The sequence below is a fragment of the Pseudomonadota bacterium genome (genome assembly GCA_016195085.1).
GTDB lineage: Bacteria > Pseudomonadota > Alphaproteobacteria > SHVZ01 > SHVZ01 > JACQAG01.
Window position 1 is genome coordinate 41,680 of record JACQAG010000013.1, and the last position, 20,407, is coordinate 62,086.

The window sequence follows — 20,407 nt, forward strand, 5'->3', positions numbered from 1 at the left end:
TGAGGTTTCGCCAACGACCAAGGGTACACAGGGGCCGGGTGCAATTTCCTGACGACTGCATTGGGCGCTGGAAATCGCCTAGTATCGCTGGCGAGATCGAAGGTGCGTTGCCTGAAGGGGAGCACTCATGCTGAAGCAGAGTCTGGCGCTGGTGCTAGGGGCGTTGCTCGTTCTCGCCCAGCCCGGCACCGGCCTGGCCCAGGCGCCGACGCGCACGCTGCATGCCTTCGCTACCCATGGCGAGCCGCTCTACGGGCCGGAGTTCAAGCATCTCAACTACGTCAATCCGCAGGCGCCGCGCGGCGGCGAGGTCACGCTCGGCGCCCCGCCGACCTTCGACAATCTCAATCCATTCATCTTGAAGGGCGTGTCCGCACCGGGGCTCGGCCTCATCAACGACACGCTCCTGGCCGGTACCGCCGACGATCCCGAGGGTCTCTATGGGCTCGTGGCGGAGAGCCTGGAGGTGCCCGACGATCGCTCTTGGGTCATCTTCACCTTGCGGCAAGAGGCGCGCTTTCATGACGGCCGGCCGATGACGCCGGCCGACGTCGTCTGGTCGTTCGACACGCTGATGACCAAGGGCCATCCGCAATATCGCACGCTCTACGCCGACGTCGCCAATGCCGCAGCACTCGACGGTCGCCGGGTAAAGTTCACCTTCAAGGTCGCCAACAATCGCGAGCTGCCGGGATTGGTCGGCGGCGTTCCGGTGCTGTCGAAGCATTACTGGGACGGTCGCGATTTCGAGAAGACGACGCTCGATCCGCCGCTCGGCAGCGGACCCTATCGGATCGAAGCGGTCGATCCCGGTCGTTCGATCCGCTATCGCCGGGTCGAGGACTATTGGGGCGATCGCCTGCCAATCAATGCCGGCCGCCATAATTTCGGCGCCATCAGCTTCGAGTCCTATCGGGAGCTCTCGATCGAGTTCGAGGCGTTCAAGGCGGGTGCCATCGACTATCGCCGCGAATACCAGTCGAAGGATTGGGCCACGGGATACGACGTGCCGGCGGTCAAGGCTGGGATCATCAAGCGCGACGAGGTCATGAACCAGAATCCCCTGCCCACCCAGGCATTCACCTACAACGCCCGGCGCGCGCTCTTCCAGGATCGGCGCGTCCGCCAGGCGCTGGGATACGCCTACGATTTCGAATGGATGAACAAGACGCTGTTCTACGGCCTCTACATCAGGATCAGCAGCTACTGGACGAATTCCGAGCTCGCCGCCACGGGCCTGCCCGCAGGCGAGGAGCGGGAGATCCTCGAGCGCTATCGCGGCCGCGTGCCCGAGGAGGTGTTCACCCGGGAATACAAGCCGCCGGCGACGGACGGCAGCGGCAATATCCGCGACAATCTGCGCGAAGCCCTCAAGCTCCTGCACGAGGCGGGCTGGGACATCAAGGCGAACAAGCTCGTCAACGCCAAGGGCGATCCGTTTCGCTTCGAGATCCTCTATGCGCAGGCCGGGCTCGAACGGGTGATCTTGCCCTTCACCAAGAACCTGGAGCGATTGGGCATCACCGCGACCGCCCGCTTCGTCGACTCGGCGCAATACCAGAATCGTGCCGACGCCTTCGATTACGACATGATCATCGGCGGCTATGCCCAGAGCCTGGCGCCCGGCAATGAGCAGCGGGACTTCTGGACTTCGGCCTCGGCCGACATCCGCGGCAGCGCCAATGAAAGCGGCGTCAAGGATCCCGTGGTGGACGAGCTGGTCCAGCTGGTCATCAGCGCCCCCGATCGCAAATCCCTGATCCAACGCGCACGGGCCTTGGACCGGGTGCTGCTCTGGGGCTTCTACATGACGCCGCTCTACTATGGACCGTCGTTCCTAATCGCCTATTGGGACAAATTCGGCCGCCCGCCGACGCCGCCGAAATACACCGACGGCTTCATCGATACCTGGTGGATCGACCAAACCAAGGCCTCGAGCCTGGCCGAACGCAAGGCAGCGATGAAGAATTGAGCCTCGGGAGCCGGGCCGCCCTCGATCTTGCCGGGCTGTGTCCGCGGCCGGGATCACGTAGGATAATCCGGCCGCACGAAAGGAGCGGGCATGGTGAAACTGGCTTTTGGTGTTCTCCTTTCGGTGCTTGCCTGCCTGATGGCGCATTGCCAGGCCCGCGCGCAGGCGCCGGGGCTGCATGCCATCGCCATCCATGGCGAGCCGAAATACGGCCCCGACTTCAAGCATCTCGACTATGTGAATCCGGAGGCACCCCGCGGCGGCGAGGTGGTCTTGGGCTCGCCCGGCCAGTTCCGCACCTACGATACCCTCAACGGCTTCACCTTGAAGGGCGTGCCCGCCGCCGGGCTGGGTCTGATCTACACCACGCTCTTGACCGGGACCGGGGATGATCCGGAGGGTCGCTACGGCCTGGCGGCCGAGAGCCTCGAGGTGCCGGAAGACCGCTCCTGGGTCGTCTTCACGCTCAGGCCCGAGGCGCGGTTCCACGACGGCAAGCCGATCACCGCCGGCGACGTGGCCTGGACCTTCGATGCGCTGATGACCAAGGGCAACCCGCAATATCGGCTGATGCTGGCCGATGTGGAGAAGGCCGAGGCGCTGGACGACCGGCACGTGAAATTCACCTTCAAGGTCGCGGGCAACCGCGAGCTGCCGAGCCTCGTCGGCGGTCTGTCGATCCTGCCGAAGCACTATTGGGAGGCTCGGGACTTCGAGAAGACCACGCTCGAGCCGCCGCTCGGCAGCGGTCCCTACCGCATCGAGGCGCTCGACCGCGGCCGCTCCATCAGCTACCGCAGGGTCGAGGACTACTGGGCCAACACGCTGCCGATCATGATCGGCCGCTATAATTTCGGCCTCATCCGCTACGACTATTATCGCGATCTGCAGATCGACTTCGAGGCGTTCAAAGGCGGCTCGATCGATTTCCGCGAGGAGAACACGGCGAAGGATTGGGCCACGGCCTACGACACGCCGGCGCTCCGCGCCGGCCTCATCAAGCGCGACGAGGTCCGCAACCAGAATCCGGGGCGAGCCCAGGGATTCGTCTACAACCTCCGCCGGCCCTTGTTTCAAGACCGCCGGGTCCGCCAGGCGCTGGGCTATGCCTTCGACTTCGAGTGGATGAACAAGACGCTGTTCTACGACGCCTATGTTCGGGTCGACAGCTATTGGTCGAATTCCGAGCTGGCGTCGACCGGGCTGCCCGAAGGCGAGGAGCGCGCCATCCTCGAGCGCTATCGCGGCCGGATCCCCGAGGAGGTGTTCACCCGGGAGTACAAGCCGCCGGTGACCGATGGCTCCGGCAACATCCGCGACAATGTGCGCGAAGCCTTGAAGCTGCTGGGCGAGGCCGGCTGGCAGATCAAATCCGGCAAGCTGGTGAATGCCAAGGGCGATCCTTTCCAGTTCGAGATCTTCTATCTGCAGGCCGGCCTCGAGCGCATCATTCTGCCCTTTGCCAAGAATCTCGAGCGCCTCGGCATCGCCGCCAGCGTCCGCTTGGTCGATTCCGCGCAATACGAAAAGCGCCTGCAGGACTTCGACTTCGACATGATGATCGGCGGCGCCGGCATGCCGCTCTCGCCTGGTGTCGAGCAGCGGGCGTTGTGGAGCGCGGAGTCGGCCGACACCCGCGGCAGCGCCAATCTGGGCGGCGTCCACGACCCGGCGATCGACGATCTCGTGCAGCTGGTGATCGACGCGCCGGATCGAAAGACGCTGATCCAGCGCACCCGCGCCTTGGACCGGGTGCTGCTCTGGGGCTTCTACATGATCCCGCAATACACGGTCCGGACCTTCCGCATCGCCTATTGGGACAAGTTCGAGCGGCCGGCGATGCCGCCGAAATATGGCGTGGGCTTCCTCGATACCTGGTGGGTCGATGCCGCCAAGACCGCCAGCCTGGAGCAGCGCAAATCTGCCATGAAGAACTAGACGGACATGCTGAAGCCGCTCGGAGCTCTCGCCTTCGCCGCGCTCGCGCTCTGTCTCGCCGGCGAAGCCCATGCGCAAGCGCCGACGCAGACGCTGCATGCGATCTCGATCCACGGCACGCCCAAATACGGTTCCGACTTCAAGCAGCTCGACTATGTGAACCCCGACGCGCCCAGGGGTGGCGAGGTGATCTTGGGCGCACCCGGCACCTATGACAGCCTCAACCCGTTCATCCTGAAGGGCGTGCCCGCGGCCGGGGCCGGCTCGATCTACGATTCATTGATGACCCGATCCGGGGATGATCCGGAGAGCGACTACGGGCTGGTGGCCGAGAGCATCGAGGTGCCTGACGACCGCTCCTGGGCGCTGTTCACTCTCAGACCCGAGGCGCGCTTCCATGACGGAACGCCGATCACCGCGGCCGACGTCGTCTGGACCTTGGAGACGCTGAAGAGCAAGGGCTCCCCGCACTACCGCTCCTATTATGCCGATGTGGACAAGGCCGAAGCGCTCGACGATCGCCGCGTCAAATACACCTTCAATGTCGCTAACAACCGCGAGCTGCCGGGGATCGTCGGCGAGCTGCCGATCCTGCCTCGCCACTATTGGCAGAGCCGCGATTTCGAGAAGACCACCTTGGAGCCGCCGCTGGGCAGCGGCCCGTATCGGATCGAGGCGGTCGATCCCGGCCGCTCCATCCGCCTGCGCCGGGTCGAGGATTATTGGGGCAACCGTCTGCCGATCAATGTCGGCCGCTACAATTTCGGCTTGCTTCGCTATGAGTACTATCGCGATCCCTCGATCGCCTTCGAGGCATTCAAGGCCGGCGCCATCGACTTCCGACGCGAGGTCTCATCCAAGGATTGGGCGACCGGCTACGATCTGCCGGCCGCCAGGGCCGGGCTGATCCTTCGCGACCACGTTCGCACCTTGAATCCGAACCGGCCCCAGGTCCTCGTCTTCAACACGCGCCGGCCGCTCTTTCAGGATCGCCGGGTTCGCCAGGCGCTGGGATACGCCTTCGACTTCGAGTGGATGAACAAGAACTTGTTCTACGGAATCTACGGCCGGCCCGCGAGCTACTGGCCGAACTCCGGGCTGGCTGCCACCGGGCTGCCGCAAGATGAGGAGCTGGCCATCCTCGAGCGCTATCGCGGCCGGGTGCCCGAGGAGGTGTTCACCCGGGAGTTCAAGCTGCCGACGACCGACGGGTCGGGCAATCTCCGCGACAATGTCCGCGAGGCCTTGAAGCTGCTCGGCGAAGCCGGCTGGCTGATCAAGAACGGCAAGCTCACCAATACCAAAGGCGAAGCCTTTCAGTTCGAGATCCTCTACGCGCAACCCGGGCTCGATCGGATCATCTTGCCCTTCGCCAAGAATTTGGAGCGCTTGGGCGTCACCGCCAGCGTGCGGCTGGTCGATGTGGCGCAGTTCGAAAACCGCACCGACGCCTTCGACTACGACATGATCATCGGCGGTCCGGCGCAATCGGCCTCGCCGGGCAACGAGCAGCGCGATTTCTGGAGCTCGACGGCGGCCGATACCCGCGGCAGCCGCAACGAAAGCGGCGTCAAGGATCCCGTGGTCGACGAGCTCATCGATCTCGTCATCGCCGCCGGGGACCGGAAGTCCCTGGTCCAGCGCACCCATGCGCTCGACCGGGTGCTGCTCTGGGGCTTCTACATGATCCCGCAGCTCTACGATCCGACCACCCGCATCGCCTATTGGGACAAGTTCGGCCGGCCGCCGACCGCGCCCGCCTACGGCATCGGCTTCGCCGATACCTGGTGGGTCGATGCCGCCAAGGCGGCGAGCCTGGCCGAGCGCAAAGCCGCGGTGAAGAACTGAGCGATGCCGGCCGCAGGACTGCAGCGGACGTGAAGGGAGAGCGGATGCGGAGGTGGATCGGAGCATTGATGCTGGCGGCGCAGGCCTGGCTGGCACCCTACGATCCGGCCGAGGCGCAACCGGCGACGCACACGGCCCATGCCATCGCCATCCATGGCGAGCCCAAATACGGCCCCGACTTCAGGCATCTCGACTACGTCAACCCGGATGCTCCCAAGGGCGGCGAGGTGATCCTGGGGGCTCCCGGCGCCTTCCGCACCTTCGACAGCCTCAACCCGTTCATCCTTCGCGGCGTCTCGGCCGGCGGATTGCTGCATCTCGACGACACCCTCTCCTGGACCTACGACACCTTGACCGTCCCCACCTGGGACGATCCGGAGGGACAATACGGCCTGGTGGCGGCGAGCATCGAGGTGCCGGAGGATCGCTCCTGGGTCGTCTTCACCTTGCGCCCAGAGGCCCGCTTCCACGACGGCAGGCCGATCACGGCGGCCGATGTCGCGTGGACCTTCGAGACCTTGATCAGCAAAGGCCATCCCCAGTACCGGCTGCTGCTGGCCGATGTGGATAAGGCCGAGGCGATCGACGATCGCCACGTCAAGTTCACCTTCAAGGTCGCCAACAATCGCGAGCTGCCGATCCGGGTCGGCGGCCTGGCGGTGCTGCCGAAGCACTATTGGCAGGGGCGCGATTTCGAGAAGACCACGCTCGAGCCGCCGCTCGGCAGCGGGCCCTATCGCATCGAGGCGGTCGAGCCGGGTCGCTCCATCCGCTACCGCCGCGTGGAGGATTACTGGGGCCGGAACCTTCCCATCAATGTCGGCCGCTTCAATTTCGGCGTCATTCGCTACGACTACTACCGGGACCCGTCGATCGAGTTCGAGGCGTTCAAGACGGGTGCCCTCGACTATCGCCGGGAATACACTTCCAAGGACTGGGCGACGGGCTACGAGGTGCCGGCACTCCGCGCCGGGTTGCTGAAGCGCGACGAGATCAAGAACCAGAATCCGGGACGCGCCCAGGGTTTCCTCTTCAACACGCGCCGGCCGGTGTTCCAGGACCGCCGCGTGCGGCAGGCCTTGGGCTATGCCTTCGACTTCGAGTGGATGAACAAGACGCTGTTCTACGGAATCTACGCCCGGGTCACCAGCTATTGGTCGAATTCCGAGCTGGCCGCCGCCGGGCTGCCCAAGGGCGCGGAGCTGGCCCTGCTCGAGCGCTATCGCGGCCGGATCGCCGACGAGGTCTTCGCCAGGGAATACAAGCCGCCGCAGACCGACGGCTCCGGCAATATGCGGGAGAACGTTCGTGAAGCCCTCAAGCTCCTCAGCGACGCCGGCTGGCTGATCAAAGGCGGCAAGCTCGTCAATGCCAAGGGTGAGCCCTTTCAATTCGAAATTCTCTACGTGCAGTCAGGCCTCGAACGGCTGATCCTGCCTTTTGTCAAGAATCTGGAGCGCCTCGGGATCCAAGCCAATGCGCGCCTGGTCGACAGCGCCCAATACCAGAAGCGAGTCGAAGACTTCGACTTCGACATGGTGGTCTTGGGGCCCACCCCCACCTTGTCGCCGGGCAACGACCAGCGCGACTTGTGGAGCTCAGCTGCTGCCGATACGCCGGGGAGCGCCAACTACGGCGGGGTCAAGGATCCCGTCATCGACGAGCTCGTCGAGCTGGTGATCGCCGCCCCCGACCGCGATGCGCTCATCCAGCGCACCAGAGCCTTGGATCGCGTGCTCCTGTGGAGCTTCTACATGGTCCCGCAATATTACGGACCCTCCTATCTCATCGCCTATTGGGACAAGTTCGGACGGCCACCGATCCCGCCGAAATACGGCGTCGGCTTCGAGACCTGGTGGGTCGATGCCGCCAAGGCGGCGAACCTGGAGCAGCGCAAGGCTGCCATGAAGAACTGAGCGCCGCCCCGATGCTGGCCTATATCATCCGCCGCGTGCTCTTGATGCTTCCGACTCTCTTCGGGATCATGCTCGTCAACTTCCTCATCATCCAGGCCGCACCCGGCGGGCCGATCGACCAGATCATCGCCCAGATCAAGGGCAACGCCATCTCCGCCACCAGCCGCATCGGCGGCGGCGGCGGCGAGCTCTCCCAGAGCGGCGCCGGGCCGCCATCGCAGACCAGCGGCGGCGGCGAGACCAGCCACTACCGCGGCGCCCGTGGGCTCGACCCCGACCTCATCAAGCAGCTTGAGCGGCAATTCGGCTTCGACAAGCCCATGCACGAGCGCTTCGTCCAGATGATGCGCCAATACGTGGTCTTCGATTTCGGCAACAGCTTCTTCCGCGACCGGCGCGTGGTCGACCTCGTCCTTGAGAAGATGCCGGTGTCGATCTCCCTCGGTCTATGGACCACGCTCCTCATCTACCTCATCTCGATCCCGCTGGGCGTGGCCAAGGCGGTGCGCGACGGTTCCAGCTTCGATGTCTGGACTTCGGCTGCGGTCATTATCGGCTACGCCATCCCCGGCTTTCTCTTCGCCATCCTGCTCGTGGTGCTGTTCGCCGGCGGCAGCTTCTTCTCCTGGTTCCCCTTGCGCGGTCTGGTCTCCGACAATTGGCAGCTGCTCTCCTGGCCGGCGCGCCTCGCCGATTATTTCTGGCACATGGCCTTGCCGATCACCGCCATGGTGGTCGGCGGCTTCGCCAGCTTGACCATGCTCACCAAGAACTCCTTCCTCGAGGAGATCAACAAGCAATATGTCGTGACCGCCCGCGCCAAGGGCCTCTCCGAGCCCCGCGTGCTCTATGGGCATGTGTTTCGCAACGCCATGCTAATCGTGGTGGCGGGATTTCCCTCCGCCTTCGTCAGCATCCTCTTCACCAGCGCGCTCCTGATCGAGGTCATCTTCTCTTTGGACGGGCTCGGCCTCCTGGGCTTCGAGGCGGCGATCAACCGCGACTATCCCATCATGTTCGGCACGCTCTATTTCTTCACGCTTCTGGGCCTGCTCATGAACCTCATCGGCGATCTCACCTACGTCGCCGTCGACCCCCGCATCGATTTCGCCACGCGGGAGGGTTGAGGATGCCCTCGAGAGCCCCCACCCCAACCCTCCCCCACATTCGTGGGGGAGGGTGTCATGCGCGAATTCAATGCTCCCTCCCCCGCGGCATAGCGGGGGAGGGTCGGGGTGTGGGCATTCATCCGCGACCTGGGCGTGGGTGCTGAGCCGATGCCCGCGGGTCGCATCCTCGGCTTCAAGATCACGCCCTTGGGCATGCGGCGGCTGCAGAATTTCCGCGCGAACCGCCGCGGCTTCTGGTCCTTGTGGATCTTCCTGTTCTTCTTCGCCTTGAGCCTGTTCGCCGAGTTCATCGCCAACGACCGGCCGATCCTCGTTGGCTACGACGGCGGCTTCTATGTGCCGGTCCTGGCGACATACCCCGAGACCACCTTCGGCGGCGACTTTCCGACCGAGGCGGACTACCACGACCCGGAGGTCGCCTCCCTCATCCAGGCCAAGGGCTGGATGCTGTGGCCGGTCATTCCCTACCGCTTCGACTCGGTGGTGCGCGATCTGGAGGTGCCGGCGCCGTCGCGGCCCTCGGCCACCCACTGGCTCGGCACCGACGATCAGGCCCGCGACGTGATGGCGCGGCTCATCTACGGCTTCCGCATCTCGGTCTTGTTCGGATTGACCTTGACCCTGCTGAGCTCGGCGATCGGCGTCGCCGCCGGGGCGGTGCAGGGCTATTTCGGCGGGTTGACCGACCTCCTCTTCCAACGCTTCATCGAGATCTGGTCCGGGCTGCCGATCCTCTATCTCCTGATCATTCTGGCGAGCGTGGTCGAGCCGAATTTCTGGTGGCTGCTCGGGCTCATGCTGCTGTTCAGCTGGATGTCGCTGGTGGGCGTGGTCAGGGCCGAGTTCCTGCGCGCCCGCAACTTCGACTATGTGCGTGCCGCCCGCGCCTTGGGCGTCGGCTCGATCACCATCATGCGCCGCCATGTGCTGCCCAACGCCATGGTCGCCAGCCTCACCTTCATGCCCTTCATCCTCAATGGCTCGATCACCACGCTCACCTCGCTGGATTTCCTCGGCTTCGGCCTGCCGCCGGGCTCGGCCTCGCTGGGTGAGCTCCTGGCCCAGGGCAAGAACAATCTGCAGGCGCCGTGGCTCGGCATCACCGGCTTCACCGTGCTGGCATTCACCTTGAGCCTGCTCGTCTTCGTCGGCGAGGCCGTGCGCGATGCCTTCGATCCCAGGAAGACCGTCGGATGACCGAGCCGCTCCTCGTCGTCTCCGATCTCAAGGTCACCTTCAAATCGGGGGAGAGCGAGGTCGAAGCCGTCCGCGGCATCTCCTTCACCCTGGAGAAGGGCGAGACCTTGGCGATCGTGGGCGAAAGCGGCTCGGGCAAGTCGGTGACCGCGCTCTCGATCCTCCAGCTTCTGCCCTACCCCCAGGCGCGCCATCCCGGCGGCAGCATTCGCTTTGCCGGCGAGGAGCTCATCGGCGCACCCCGGGAAATTCTCACGCGCATTCGCGGCGATGCGATCTCGATCATCTTCCAGGAGCCGATGACCTCCTTGAATCCCCTGCACACGGTCGAGCGGCAGATCGGCGAGACCTTGCTCCTGCACAAGGAGATGAGCCCGGCGGCGGCCCGCGCCCGCATCCTCGAGCTCCTCGATCTCGTCCAGCTCGACCGCATTGAGGAGCGCCTCGGCCAATATCCGCACCAGCTTTCAGGCGGTCAGCGCCAGCGGGTGATGATCGCCATGGCGCTCGCCAACGATCCCGATCTGCTCATCGCCGATGAGCCGACGACCGCGCTCGACGTCACCATCCAGGCGCAGATCTTGAAGCTCTTGATGGAGCTGCAGGAGCGGCTCGGCATGGCGATGCTGCTCATCACCCATGACCTCCGCCTGGTGCGCAAGGTGGCGAGAAGGGTGGCGGTGATGACCCATGGCGAGATCGTCGAGCAAGGCCCGGTCGCTCCGATCTTCGCCCACCCGCAGCATGCCTATACGCGCCGGCTGATCGACGCCGAGCCCAAGGGAGCGCCGCCCGCGGTCGACCCAGACGCCGCGGTGCTCTTGGAAGCCGATGGGCTCAAGGTGTGGTTTCCGATCAAGCGCGGGCTCATGCGGCGCACGGTCAGCCACATCAAGGCGGTGGATGGCGTCTCCCTTGCGGTCCGCCACGGCGAGACTCTGGGCGTCGTCGGCGAGAGCGGGTCGGGCAAGACCACCTTGGGTTTGGCCCTGTTGCGGCTCACCCACAGCGAGGGGCCGGTCGTCTTCTTGGGCCAGAGCCTGCAGGGCCTCGGGCCCCGTCGCCTGAAGCCGCTCCGCCGTCAGATGCAGATCGTCTTTCAGGACCCGTTCGGCTCCTTGAGCCCGCGCATGTCGTTGGCCGAGATCGTCGGCGAGGGCCTGGCCGTGCATGGCCTCCAGCATGACGCGGCGGAACGGCAGCGGATGATCGATGCCGCCCTGGTCGAGGTCGGGCTCGACCCCACCACCCGCGACCGCTACCCCCATGAGTTCTCCGGCGGGCAGCGCCAACGCATCGCCATTGCCCGCGCCATCGTGCTGAAGCCGAGCCTGGTCGTGCTCGATGAACCGACCTCGGCCCTCGACCGGTCGGTGCAGACCCAGATCGTCGATCTCCTGCGCGGGCTGCAGGAGAAGCATGGCTTGGCCTATCTCTTCATCAGCCACGATCTCAAGGTCGTCCGCGCCATGAGCCACCGCATCATGGTCATGCGCAACGGCAAGGTGGTCGAGGATGGCGAGGCCGAGCAGGTGTTCATGGCCCCGCAGCACCCCTACACCCGCGCGTTGCTCGCCGCCGCCTTGGATTTGGAGGCGGTGGAGACGCACGCGGTGAAGAGCTAGCCCGGAACCGCATCGCCGGTCACATTGCCGTTAGGAGCGCTTGCCGCCTGCCCTCGCTTGCGTCCAATCTGACGGCCAAGAGAGGCACACCCTCCGTCCGAGGAACGTCCGATGCAGCGCCGCCCCGCACGCCTTCGCGCCACGCGCCGATGAAGCGGCTCCGGCGTTGACCTCCTTCGGAGCCCCCATGCAGGCCGGGAGGCGCTACCCCATTGCGCGGCCGGGGCGCCTCCGCCTCGAGCATTGGGTGATGGCGGCGACCATGCTGGCGCTGGTCATCCTCATTGTGCTGCCGCTCGTCTGGCTGTTCTGGGGCAGCCTCACCGGCGAGCGCGGGGTGACGCTCGCTTATTTCGAGCGGGCACTCTTGAGCCGGCTCTACTATCAGGCGCTGATCAACTCCCTGGTGCTGGGCGCCTGGACGGGGCTGCTCAGCATCCTCATCGGCGTGCCGCTCGCCTGGGCGGTCTCGCGCAGCAATGTGCCGGGCAAGCCCTTCATGCGGCTGACGGCGAGCATCGCCTATCTGTCGCCGCCCTTCCTCATCGCCATCGCCTACGTCAATCTCTTTAGCCCGAATGCGGGGATCGCCAATCAGCTCCTGCGCGACGTCATGGGCCTGCCGAACCTCACCTTCAACATCTATTCGATGGCGGGGCTGGTGCTGGTGACGGTGCCGCACACCTTCCCCTTCGTCTATCTCTTGGCGGCGAGCGCGCTCGAATCGGTCGATGCGTCCTACGAAGAATCGGCGCAGATCCTGGGCGCCGGCAAACTCCGCACCGCCTTGTCGATCACCTTCCCCCTGGTGGCGCCGGCGATCCTTTCCGGGGCCCTCATCGGCTTCGTCAACGCCATCGCCCTTTTCGGCTCCCAGGCCATCGTCGGCTTGCCCGGCCGCATCTTCACGCTGCCGACGCGGATCTACGCCTTGTTCAGCTACCCGCCGCAATACGGGCTCGCCTCGGCCTTGTCGCTGATCCTGGTGGCCATCACCATTCTCGCCCTCTATCTGCAGAGGGCCTATCTCGCGCGCCGCTCCTACGCGACGCTTGCCGGCAAGGGTGTCAGGACCGAGCTCGTCGATCTCGGATCCTGGCGCTGGCTCGTCTTCGGTTTCTCGGTTCTCATATTCATCGTCGCCATTCTGCTGCCCTATGCGGCGCTCGTCGCCGTGTCCTTCAGCAAGTCCTGGGGCCTCGCCTTCTGGCAGAACCTCACCTTGGCCAATTATCGTTTCGTGCTGTTCGAGTATGACGTGACCCAGCGCGCCATCCTGAACAGCCTGGTGCTGGCAACGCTCGCCGCCAGCATCGCCGCCATGCTGGGTGTGGTCATCGGCTGGATCGATCTCCGCACCACCGTGATCGGCCGGCGTCTCATCGACTATGTCTCGCTCATTCCCCTCGGTCTGCCCGGCATCGTCATGGCGGTAGCGCTCATCCAGTTCTGGCTGAGCCTGCCGCTGCCGCTCTACGGCACGCTCATGATCCTGCTCCTCGCCTATGTCGCACGCTACATCCCGATCGGCGTGCGCGCCGCCAATGCGGCACTCCGCCAGGTCGATCCTTCGCTGGAGGAGAGTGCCCGCATCCTCGGCGCCTCCTGGGCCTTCACCCTGAAGGAGATCACCTTGCCCTTGATCCGTCCTGCGCTCTTCGCCGGCTGGATTCTCATCTTCGTGCCGGCGATCCAGGAGCTGAGCGCTTCCATCCTCCTCTTCAGCTCGAGCTCGATCACGCTCGCGGTTGCCGTCTACAACCTCTATGAGACCGGCCATCTCGAGCCGGTGGCGGCGCTCGCCATCCTCAACATGGCGATCATCGGGGCGGCCATCGCCGTCGCCAATCGTTTTGGCGGCGAGCGCCGCGGCGTCGGTATGACCCAGAGCGCGCAATGACCGGGATGCTGATCGAGGGACTGACCAAGCGCTATGGCGGCGCCACCCCGGAGATGGCCGCCGTCAGCGGGCTCAGCCTCGACATCGGCCCGCAGCAATTCATCACGCTGCTGGGGCCCTCGGGCTGCGGCAAGAGCACCACGCTCCGCCTGATCGCGGGCTATCTCAGGCCCGATGCCGGCACCATCGCCGTCGGCGGACGCCTCCTCTCCGCCCCTGAGCGCGTGGTCCCGCCCGAGGAGCGGGGCATGGGCATGGTCTTTCAGAACTATGCCGTGTGGCCGCACAAGACGGTGTTCGAGAACGTCGTCTTCGGGCTCCGCGTCCACAAAGTGGCCAAGCGCGAGGCCGCCGACCGCGTCGCCAAGATCCTCGATCTCGTGCATCTAAGCGGGCTCGAGGACCGGTTCCCCGGCGAGCTCTCCGGCGGCCAGCAGCAGCGCGTCGCACTCGCCCGCAGCCTGGTCGTCGAGCCGGCGATCCTCTTGCTCGACGAGCCGCTCTCGAACCTGGACGCCAAGCTGCGCGAGCGCATGCGCTCGGAGCTGAAATCCCTGCAGCGCCGGACCGGCATCATCTTCGTCTACGTGACCCACGACCAGGCGGAGGCGCTGGCGCTGTCCGATCGTATCGCCGTCATGCATCAGGGCCGCCTGCAGCAATTCGGCACGCCGCGCGAGGTCTATGAGAGGCCGGCGAACCCAGTGGTCGCCGACTTCATGGGCGTGGTCAATCTGCTGCCGGGCACCGTTCAGGCGCGCGACGCCGCCGGAGGGCTGGTTGCCGCCGGGCCGTTCCGCCTGCGTGCCTCCCTGCCGCCGGGGCTCGGCCCGGGCGATGCCGTCGACATCGCCATCCGGCCGGAGCGGATCCGCTTCGCTGTCGCCGCAGACGCGGAGGATGCGGTCGCGGCCGAGGTCGAGGAGCTGAGCTATCTCGGCAGCCAGAGCGAGTATACCCTGGTCCTGGCGAACGGGACCCGGCTCCGCGCGCAAGCCCCCGCCGCGATCGATCATGGGGTGGGTGCGACCGTCCGCATCATCATCGAAGATGGCGGATGCACGGTATTCCCGCGTGAGGTGGCGGAAGAGCCCCGGGGCCAATGAACGGGCAAAGGGAGGCGATGATGCAAGGCTGGGCAAGGCTCCGCGGAAAGTGCGCCGGAGCGGCGCTGCTGCTCGGCGCCCTCTTGCTGGGCCCCCTTTTGCTGGGCCGGGGTGCGGGTGCGGCGGAATTCACCCCCGACCCCGTCGACATGGCAGCGGCCAAGCGCGAAGCCGCGGTCAATTGGTACACCTCCACGCCGATCGCGGCCGCACAGAAGATTGCGCTCCTGTTCGAGCAGGCCAGCGCCATCAAGGTGCAGCTCTTCCGCTCCGGCGGTTCGGCGGTGATGAGCCGCTTCATGCAGGAGCTCGATGCCAAGCGCATCGCCGCCGACGTGCTCACCACCTCCGATCCGGCGGCCTCGGCGATCCTGGCGCGGCGCGGCGTCTTCGTCGCCTTCAAGCCGAAATTCTTCGATGCGGTGCCGGACGAGGCCAAGGACAAGGACGGCTTCTACGTCGCCCAGCGCCTCAACATGCTGGGCATGTTCGTGCGCGCCGACAAGGTGCCGGCGGCGGATCGGCCGAAGACCTGGACCGACCTCGCCAATGCCAAATACAAAGGCAAGCTGGTGATGGCGGACCCGTCATTCACCGCCCTCCAGCTCATTGCTGTCGCCACGCTCGCCGAGAAGCTGGGCTGGGGCTTCTATGAAAAGCTGCGCGCCAACGACATCATGATCGTGCAGGGCCACGAGCAGGTCGAGGATGCCTTGAAGCGCGGCGAGCGCCTGATCGCCGCCGAAGGGCTCGACAGCTACGCCGTCGACGACCGCAAGGCCGGGCACGACATCCTGACTATCTATCCGAGCGAAGGTGCGTTTGCCATCGCGTCCCCCACCGCGATCATCAAGGGCTCGCCCCACCCCAATGCGGCGAAGGCCTTCGCTGAGTTCATGCTGAGCGACGCGGTGCAGATGATGTTCCCCGCCGACGGCCACTACGCCTCGCGCAAGGACGTGCCCCCGCCGGCGGGAAGCCCCAAGCTGGGCGACCTGGCGCTGCTGCCGGTCGACTACGCCTATGTCGAGCGCGCCACGCCCGAGATCAAAGCCCGCTTCAACGAAATCTTCCAGTAGAGAAGACCCTCACCCTAACCCTCTCCCGGGGGGTGGGCTTTGGGAGGGGGTGAGGATCACCCCCTCCCCAACCCTCCCCGGGCGGGAGAGGGGACAGGAGAAGGCTCGCGATTTTGCCCCCTCTCCCGCACCGCGGGGTCGGGGCCGCAAAGCGGACCGACGATGGGGTGAGGGTCCGTTGCGCCGACCGAGCGCGGTCCCTCAATCCTCGAGCTGGACGAAGCTCAAGGCCTGGTGTGCGGTCCGGCGCACGTGCTTGCGCTTGAGGGAGGCATTGAGGAAGCGGTTGAGTGCCGCCAGCACCACTCCCTCGATCTCCGGCGCCAATCCTCTCTCCACCTCCTCGCTCGCGGCGAGGAAGGTCTTCAGGAGATGTGCTGAGAGAATGTAGCGGTCCTCGCCGTGATCGGTGATGCGGCGGATGCTGTCGGCATGGAAGGCTTGGCGATCGCCGACCCGCCACCGCGCGAGGTGATCGCCTTCTTGGGTGAAGCCGGTGTTGCGGGCGACGAAGCAGGCCATCTGCAGGAGGGCTGCCGGCCACAGCTCGGGAAAGCGGCTGCATTGCGCTCTCGCCGCATTGGCGAAGGTGATTCCGTGGGTGAAGTCGAGCCAGTTGACGTTCTGAGCGACGGTGCTGTCGGTCTTGGCATCCCAGCCGGTGTCGAATTCGAGGAGATTGGCGGCGGCAGCCGCCAACAGCCCGTCATAGAGCCTGGCCGGCGCCACGGTCTCTGCCGAATCGACCAGCGCCTTCAGCGCCTCTTCGACCGATCGCCCGCGGATGTTGGGCGGCATCGCCGCGGCATCGCCGCTCCCGTTCGCCGGTCGCGGCCAGGAGCGGAACGCTTCGCCATAGGCGCGGAACTCGGGGATGCGATCCTCGCGCGGGGCATAGACGAAGGCGCGCACCAAGGCCAAGAGCAGCGGCGCCTCGACGCTTCGCCCCAGCCTTTGGATGAGCCGGCCTGAGTGGCGGAGATAGATGAGGGAGTGGCCGAAGCCGGCGTAATGCGCCAATGCCGCCCGGGTCAGCGCCCCCTCGATGTCGGCGAAGTGCAGGCCCTGGGATAGGGCGCCGCGGAGAGTGGCGATCGCCCGGGTCTCGTCCTCGGCCTCGAACGCGGCCAGAAATTCCGCCTCGTCCCAAGGCGTCTCGGCCTCCGCATAGGGGAAATGCTCCTCGCCCGCGACCTCGAAAGCCATGTAGCCGATCGCCTCCAGGATGGCGACGAGGCGGGTCTCCGCATCGTTGCTGCCGTCATGGAGTCGGAGCCAGGCTTCGGCCGCGGCGAAGGCGTGGGTGGTGCCGTATTGGAGGCGGTCGTGCGACCATCCGATCGCGGCGGCGACCGCGGTCACCGGATCCGCCTCGGCCTTCGCCAGCCGCGCGATCTCGCGGGCGATCCGGTCATATTCCTCGTCCTCGAAGGCGGATTTGAGGTTGGCGAGCGCCCGCTCCCTCAGCTCCGCCTTCGGCGGATCGGCGATGTCGACCCAGACCGCGCCGTCGACGGTCCGGGTCGGATAGGTCCTGAGCCGGTCCCCGCCATAGAGATTGGCGCCGGTCTTGAGATCGAATTTCCAATTGTGCCAGTTGCAGGTGAGCACGCAGGCGCCGTCGAGCGTGCCCTCCCGCAACGGATAGCCCTCATGCGGGCAGCGGTTGTTGCAGGCGAAGACGCCGTCTGCCGTCTGAAACAGCGCGATCTGCTTGCCCTCGACCTTGGCGACTGCCTTGCCGGCGCCACCGAGCTTCGCGGCTTCGATGGCCTTGCGCCAGGTCCCGCCAAGCGTCTCGCCGCTTGCCCTTCCAGCCTCGATCTCGGTCCTACCCATGATCTTCCTCCCGGCGGGCCGTCTGATTTGCAAAGCAATTGCTTTTCTTATTTGGATCCGGGCCGCCGCATTAGTCAAGCCATTCCTTGTCAAATTCCGTTGAGGGCCGGCGCTCGCGATGTTAGGAAGAAGCCATGAGCGAGCCCACCGCCGAGCGCATCCTGTTTCATCTTAAGACGAAAGCGCCGCTGACGGCAGCCGATCTGGCACGCCTGCTGGCGATCACCCCCATGGGGGTGCGCCAGCATCTGACCCGTCTGGCGGAGGACGGACTGGTGATGCACACCGATGAGCGGCATTCCGTCGGCCGTCCGAAGCGCCAGTGGCGCTTGAGCGCCAAGGCCGAGGGGCGCTTCCCCGACAGCCATGCGCAGGTGACGGTAGAGCTGATCGGTGCGGTCGCGAAGCTCTTTGGTCCCGACGGTCTGGAGCGGCTCATTGCCGAGCGCGAGCGCGACACGCTCAGCCGCTATCGCCAGGGCCTGGAAGGTGCGAAGACCTTGAAGGCCCGCCTCCAGCGCCTGGCCAGGCTGCGCTGCGAGGAAGGCTACATGGCCGAAGTCCTGGCCGCACCCGGTGGCGGCGCGCTCTTCGTCGAGAACCATTGCCCGGTCTGCGCGGCAGCCCGCGCCTGCCAGGGGTTCTGCCGCTCCGAGCTCGAAATCTTCAAGGCTCTCCTGCCGGACCATAGCGTCGAGCGCGTCGACCACATCTTGGCCGGCGCTCGGCGCTGCGCCTACCTCGTGCAGCCTCGGCGCACACCCCGTCACTGAAGCCAAGCGAGCCCCGATCATGGCGATGCTGTTCAAATCCGGGGCCGGCCGCACCGAGTGGTGGCGGAACGAGCTGACCCGGCTCGAGCCCGGCCTCGACTTCCGCGTCTGGCCCGAGATCGGCGATCCAACGGAGATCGAATTCGCGCTCGGCTGGGAATTCCCGCCGGGCTCGCTCCATCGCTTTTCGAACTTGAAATGCCTCTGCTCGATCGGCGCCGGCGTCGATCACGTCTTCCGCGATCCCAACCTGCCGCCGAACCTGCCGATCGTCCGCATCGTCGATCCGTGGATGACCAACGCGATGAGCGAGTTCGTGGCGCTCAACGTGCTGAGATTCCACCGCTACGATCCGGAGTATCGCCGCCTGCAGACCGACGGCATCTGGGGCGAGGAGGTGCCGTCGCCGGATTCGACGACAAGGCGGGTCGGCATCATGGGCTTGGGCGTGCTGGGCCAGGATGCGGCGGCCAAGCTCATTCCCTTCGGCTTTCCCATCGCCGGCTGGAGCCGGCGGCCGAAAACGGTTCCGGGTGTGGAGAGCTTCTCCGGGGCGGCCGGGCTCGACGCCTTACTCGCCCGCACCGACATTCTGGTGATGCTGCTGCCGCTGACGCCGGAGACCACGGGCCTCCTCGACCGGCGCCGCCTCGCCCTCATGCCGAAGGGGGCCGCCATCGTCAACGCCGCCCGTGGCGCCATGATCGTCGAAGCCGATCTCTTGGCGGCCCTCGAGTCCGGCCACATCGCCGGTGCCGCCCTCGATGTCTTCGCCCAGGAGCCGCCGCCCAAGGATCACGCCTTCTGGCGCCATCCCAAAGTCGTGCTGACCCCGCACATCGCCGCCATCACCAATCCCAGCACGGCATCGCCGCAGATCATCGACAATTACCGCCGCGCCCGCGCCGGCCAGCCCCTCCTCAACCGCGTCGACCCTTCCGTCGGATACTGAAGATTGGAATATTCACCACGGAGGCACGGAGAACACGGAGTTAGGATCTGAATGCATGCGCGCTTTGCGCGAGAAATTCTTCTTGTCTCCGTGATCTCCGTGCCTCCGTGGTGAATCCTTTCGGAGGCGCTCACCGCCGTTCCAGATCCTTGCCGCCCAAGAAGCCGCGGTTCCAGGTGGGCGCCATCAGGATCTCATTGATGCAGACATGGGCCGGCATCTCGGCGACGAAGCGGATGGTGCGGCCGAGATCGTCCGGCTGCAGCATGCGAGCTAGCTCGTCGGGCCCGGGCGGCACCGGACGATCGAGGAGAATGGGTGTCGCCACCTCGCCCGGGCAGATCGCGGTGGCGCGGATGCCGTTCACGCATTCCTCGCGGTTGAGCGACATGGTCATCACCACCACGCCGTGCTTGGCCGCTGAGTAGCCGCCGCCGGCCATCGCCGATTCGAAGCGGCCGGCCCAGGAGGCGATGTTGATGATCTGCCCGGCCTTGCGCCGACGCATCGCCGGGAGCACGGCCTGAATGCAATAGAAGGTGCTGTTGAGGTTGGTGCTGACCAGATTGTCCCAGTGTTCCGGCGTCAGGTTTTTCCAATAGCGCTCCTTGACGTTGCCGCCGGCGCTGTTGACGAGGATGTCGAGAGGCCCGTGCTCCTGGGCGATCTTGGCGGCGGCCTCGGCGACCGCCTTGGCCTTGGTCACGTCCACCGCCAACGCGGTCGCCTTGCCCCCCTGCTTGGCGATGACGTCGACCGCCTCGTCCAGCTTCGCCTGGCGGCGCCCGGAGAGGATCACCCGCGCGCCTGCCTCTGCCAGCTCCTTGGCACCGGCGAGTCCGATCCCGGTGCCGGCACCGGTGATCCAGACGAGCTTGTCGTCGAGCGTACCCATGTTGGATCTCTCCCTAACGTCCTAGTTCGCTGTCTTCTGATTCGAATTATTTCGTCATGGCCGGGCTCGTCCCACGGCTGTCCGGTTTAGTTTTTGTGGCTCATCAGGGAATCGAGTGGGCGAATTGAGGGGTTGAAGGCGACCCGAAGCCACGTGGATATTGGGTTTTTGGGGTGTCGCCAGGTGCTGGGGTTTGGCATGCTGGCGGCATGGGCAGATCAGCGAAGCCGGCGCGGC

The 20,407-nt window shown here is 65.7% G+C and carries 14 protein-coding genes; 12 read left to right on the forward strand and 2 right to left on the reverse strand.

Annotated features, from left to right (window positions below):
* The first annotated feature begins 127 nt into the window (after window positions 1–127).
* The 10 genes from HY058_03950 (at window position 128) to HY058_03995 (ending at window position 15,711) form a co-directional block, all read left to right on the forward strand.
* Entirely contained in the window at window positions 128–1,972 is a 1,845-nt protein-coding gene (locus HY058_03950; GenBank protein ID MBI3496441.1) for an ABC transporter substrate-binding protein, read from the forward strand.
* 90 nt (window positions 1,973–2,062) lie between these two features.
* A complete protein-coding gene (locus HY058_03955; GenBank protein MBI3496442.1) occupies window positions 2,063–3,910 on the forward strand; it encodes an ABC transporter substrate-binding protein in 1,848 nt (615 codons plus the stop codon).
* 6 nt (window positions 3,911–3,916) lie between these two features.
* Entirely contained in the window at window positions 3,917–5,758 is a 1,842-nt protein-coding gene (locus HY058_03960) for an ABC transporter substrate-binding protein (protein ID MBI3496443.1), read from the forward strand.
* 44 nt (window positions 5,759–5,802) lie between these two features.
* Complete coding sequence (locus HY058_03965) at window positions 5,803–7,674, forward strand: ABC transporter substrate-binding protein (protein MBI3496444.1); 1,872 nt, start codon at window positions 5,803–5,805, stop codon at window positions 7,672–7,674.
* 11 nt (window positions 7,675–7,685) lie between these two features.
* Window positions 7,686–8,801: a microcin C ABC transporter permease YejB gene (locus HY058_03970; GenBank protein ID MBI3496445.1), complete on the forward strand. Its 1,116-nt coding sequence runs from the start codon at window positions 7,686–7,688 to the stop codon at window positions 8,799–8,801.
* 150 nt (window positions 8,802–8,951) lie between these two features.
* Window positions 8,952–10,001, forward strand: coding sequence for an ABC transporter permease (locus HY058_03975; protein ID MBI3496446.1), 1,050 nt, complete (start codon window positions 8,952–8,954; stop codon window positions 9,999–10,001).
* Window positions 9,998–11,626, forward strand: a complete 1,629-nt coding sequence (locus HY058_03980) for an ABC transporter ATP-binding protein (protein ID MBI3496447.1) — start codon at window positions 9,998–10,000, stop codon at window positions 11,624–11,626. The genes HY058_03975 and HY058_03980 overlap by 4 nt, the downstream gene beginning before the upstream one ends.
* Before the next feature lie 187 nt (window positions 11,627–11,813).
* Complete coding sequence (locus HY058_03985; protein MBI3496448.1) at window positions 11,814–13,526, forward strand: iron ABC transporter permease; 1,713 nt, start codon at window positions 11,814–11,816, stop codon at window positions 13,524–13,526.
* Entirely contained in the window at window positions 13,523–14,632 is a 1,110-nt protein-coding gene (locus HY058_03990) for an ABC transporter ATP-binding protein (GenBank protein MBI3496449.1), read from the forward strand. Before HY058_03985 ends, HY058_03990 begins: the two co-directional genes overlap by 4 nt.
* Entirely contained in the window at window positions 14,629–15,711 is a 1,083-nt protein-coding gene (locus tag HY058_03995; GenBank protein ID MBI3496450.1) for an extracellular solute-binding protein, read from the forward strand. The genes HY058_03990 and HY058_03995 overlap by 4 nt, the downstream gene beginning before the upstream one ends.
* Before the next feature lie 201 nt (window positions 15,712–15,912).
* On the opposite strand, the gene HY058_04000 is transcribed toward HY058_03995, so the two are convergent.
* Window positions 15,913–17,550, reverse strand: a complete 1,638-nt coding sequence (locus HY058_04000; GenBank protein MBI3496451.1) for a Rieske 2Fe-2S domain-containing protein — start codon at window positions 17,548–17,550, stop codon at window positions 15,913–15,915.
* A 134-nt stretch (window positions 17,551–17,684) separates the two neighbouring features.
* Here HY058_04000 and HY058_04005 point away from each other — a divergent pair, with 134 nt between their 5' ends.
* Window positions 17,685–18,323: a transcriptional regulator gene (locus HY058_04005; GenBank protein ID MBI3496452.1), complete on the forward strand. Its 639-nt coding sequence runs from the start codon at window positions 17,685–17,687 to the stop codon at window positions 18,321–18,323.
* 19 nt (window positions 18,324–18,342) lie between these two features.
* Window positions 18,343–19,275, forward strand: a complete 933-nt coding sequence (locus tag HY058_04010; GenBank protein MBI3496453.1) for a glyoxylate/hydroxypyruvate reductase A — start codon at window positions 18,343–18,345, stop codon at window positions 19,273–19,275.
* A gap of 130 nt (window positions 19,276–19,405) precedes the next feature.
* Here the strand turns inward: HY058_04010 and HY058_04015 are convergent, their stop codons facing one another.
* The gene (locus HY058_04015) at window positions 19,406–20,170 is read right to left on the reverse strand and encodes an SDR family oxidoreductase (protein MBI3496454.1); all 765 of its coding nucleotides are present in this window, start codon (window positions 20,168–20,170) and stop codon (window positions 19,406–19,408) included.
* Window positions 20,171–20,407 lie beyond the last annotated feature (237 nt).